Origin of the sequence: Pseudoalteromonas rubra (assembly GCF_005887115.1) — a bacterium.
Taxonomy (GTDB): domain Bacteria; phylum Pseudomonadota; class Gammaproteobacteria; order Enterobacterales; family Alteromonadaceae; genus Pseudoalteromonas; species Pseudoalteromonas rubra_F.
In genome coordinates this window covers 1-2,597 of the sequence record NZ_PNCJ01000092.1, presented here as the reverse complement: position 1 = coordinate 2,597, position 2,597 = coordinate 1, and the positions used below count along the sequence as shown (strand labels likewise).

3 protein-coding genes and 3 pseudogenes are annotated in these 2,597 nt (G+C 42.7%); 3 read left to right on the top strand and 3 right to left on the bottom strand.

The window, feature by feature from the left end; translation table 11 throughout:
* Positions 1–285: pseudogene (locus tag CWB98_RS23305) on the bottom strand (IS110 family transposase); the annotation flags it as partial.
* 165 nt (positions 286–450) lie between these two features.
* Between CWB98_RS23305 and CWB98_RS23300 the strand changes: the two are divergent.
* Both CWB98_RS23300 and CWB98_RS23295 read left to right on the top strand, forming a co-directional pair.
* Positions 451–912: a hypothetical protein gene (locus CWB98_RS23300; RefSeq protein ID WP_138546965.1), complete on the top strand. Its 462-nt coding sequence runs from the start codon at positions 451–453 to the stop codon at positions 910–912.
* Between the two features lie 24 nt (positions 913–936).
* Positions 937–1,266 (top strand): hypothetical protein, encoded by a 330-nt coding sequence (locus tag CWB98_RS23295; RefSeq protein ID WP_138546964.1) that lies wholly within the window; start codon positions 937–939, stop codon positions 1,264–1,266.
* Positions 1,267–1,346: 80 nt separating this feature from the next.
* Here the strand turns inward: CWB98_RS23295 and CWB98_RS23290 are convergent.
* Positions 1,347–1,643: pseudogene (locus CWB98_RS23290) on the bottom strand (transposase); the annotation flags it as partial.
* Between the two features lie 87 nt (positions 1,644–1,730).
* On the opposite strand from CWB98_RS23290, the gene CWB98_RS23285 reads away from it, so the two are divergent.
* Complete coding sequence (locus tag CWB98_RS23285; RefSeq protein WP_138546962.1) at positions 1,731–2,204, top strand: DUF1203 domain-containing protein; 474 nt, start codon at positions 1,731–1,733, stop codon at positions 2,202–2,204.
* A gap of 120 nt (positions 2,205–2,324) precedes the next feature.
* On the opposite strand, the pseudogene CWB98_RS24280 reads toward CWB98_RS23285, so the two are convergent.
* A pseudogene (locus tag CWB98_RS24280) lies at positions 2,325–2,597 on the bottom strand (hypothetical protein); the annotation flags it as partial.

Sequence of the window (2,597 nt, the reverse complement as noted above, 5' to 3'; positions counted from 1 at the left end):
GCTTTTTAGGGATAAGGGATGGGGCAACGACGTAACAGCAATGACCAGAGCTGGTAATTAGCGATAAATCCAGTAGCCGCAAGGGCCAGCTTCATAAACGAAGTGCAAAGTAGCATCGGGGTATTTGGACTCAAAGTGACGAAGCAATTTAGTAATCGACATTTTGGCGGAAGAAATTCGGCCAAAATGAATGGGTTGGGCACCTCGTTGTTCTTCACAATAAGCGACCTCAACAAACTCTTTATGAGTATCTAAGCCAATGAAAAGTATGTTATGTTTGTTCATGCTAGCCTCTGCTGTTTAGTTATTTGACAAACTAATTATGGCTCTGGCTTTTAGCTAACCCACGAAGATGCGGAGGCTAGCACCGTGTGGGAGTCATTATGTCTAGGCGAAGTAGACCCAGCTCCGTCTAAACTTTTAAACTTTGGGTACAACAAGGAGATTGTTATGAAAGAAGTTTGTAATCACAGCAGTAGACTATCAATGCAAGCGTTTTTTGGCTTTCTTGTATTGATTTTTGCCTTATCGGGTTGCTCGATAACATTGATTAGCAGCTATGACGAAAATACTGACAAAGCTGTTACTCAGTTACAAAAGGATTTTGAAACATTCTTTGTGACTGTCGATGGTCAGGCTGGACTGCCTGAATGCAAATATGACAACCACAAAAAGTTTTATCAAGATTCAAAAGTGGCAATTAGTGCTATTGCAGTTCGGGCGAAAGCAATTCCAAAAAATGAAATTTCAGTTGAGCAAGTAGGGCTGCTTGAGGAAAGTCTACTTTCCCTAGAAAAGCTACACAAAATCGATTGTTTTTCTAACGATCAAGTTAGCAGTTTAAGAAGTAGCTTTAACACTAGCATAACGGCTATTTTGAAATTGGAACTCGCGAAAAAACGCGGTGAATAATCATACTGATTAAGGAGAAATGTTATGAGCTTAGATGTCGGAGAACTCGCATCAAAAATGTTTGAGGCGTTTAAAGGTGAGCTTTCAGATAAATGGCCTGATGTTAAGGATTACGCTGAAGCAGAGTCAAAAAAATTAGCCGAGAACTTTGTAATGATTGAAAAACTAAAGTTAACGGGTGAAATAACAGAGGAGCAAGCAAAGTTGCACCATGAAATTCAGCGTAATGCCTCAAGGTCAGTTCTTCTTACCATTGAAGGTCTTGGGCTAGTCGCTGTGGAACAAGCAATCAATGCCGCTATGGATGTGCTCAAGGAAACTGTAAACGGGGCTTTAGGTTTCGCGCTATTGTAAATCGCCTAACAAGGCCAGTCAGCAGGACGCAGCATAGCTGCGCCTATGCTGGCAGCGTTGAACTAAGCCGCTACGCGGAGCTTGTCGGCACGAATACACCGCGGCCTGTAGGGTTCAAGCCGCTCAATGTAGTAGTTAAGCTCAAAGGGGAGCCCTTTGGGCATATCCAGCCCTGGGTTACAAGCAAAGTGCAGAAGGCTCTTTGGTTGTTTGCCGTGCTGGGCATGCACAATGTGCACTTTGGTCCGGATAAGATTGAGAACAACGTAAGCTATACTGGCGGCCAGGACGACATAATCGAGTAATGCCAGGGATTTAAACCAGCCTTCCCAAAACCCGCCTGTGCAGCCATCTTCTCTATTGGCGTTAGGCACTATAATCGATCCTTCAGTTCCGAATGTGGCGAGTATAAAAATACAGAGTATCTACAATCATGCTTTTGATTTTACAATAGGTAATTGACTATGAAGACTGATTTCAAGATTAGTGGGATTGATAAGCACAGCTTTTCTGAACTTTTGAATTTAAATGAGCAAGAATTGGAAAGTCACAATGCTAAATGGATAACGGCCGATGCGAACCCAGGGTACCCGTGTAGGGTTTCACTGATAGAAGCAAATATAGGGGAGAGGGTTTTAGTATTGCCCTATTTACATCATAACGCTGATTCACCTTACCGCGCATCTGGTCCGATTTTTGTTCGAGAAAATGCTATAGAGGCAAAGCTGGACATTAACGAAATACCTGAAATATTAAGAGACAGGCTGCTTTCTATAAGAGCTTATAATAAACAGCAAATTATGATTCACGCAGAGATATTGCAAGGCTCTGAATTGGAGCCCGGTATTAGAAAGCAGCTCTCAAACCATGAGGTTGAATACATACATATTCACAATGCTAATCCCGGTTGCTTTAACTGTTGTGTACATCGCGCATAACAAGAGATTATGGCGTCAATAACTAAAATTCAGCATTTGGCGCTTCTCACATTGCCCCGTCTCTGTGTATCGGGTTCAAGGTAGCAACCATTTTTATAACACTGGCAATTAGGGCAACTTTTTATCAACCTGTCTAAATCTGGTATTTCGATCGCCAGCATAGGTCACTATGAGTGGAATACATTTATCAGGCAGGCCCTCTATGGAAGGGTAATGGCAAGTTCATCAAGGACCAGCTGGTGGGACTTAGGTGAGTTATATTGAGCAAATGTGAAGGTGCGTTCATACACTATCATTGAGCATCCCAGAATGCTGACGGAAGCACGCAAAGTCATCAGCCGCAGTTTTGTTCGTGCACATCGGCCCAGTCGACGAGGGTGTTCATAATTCTGT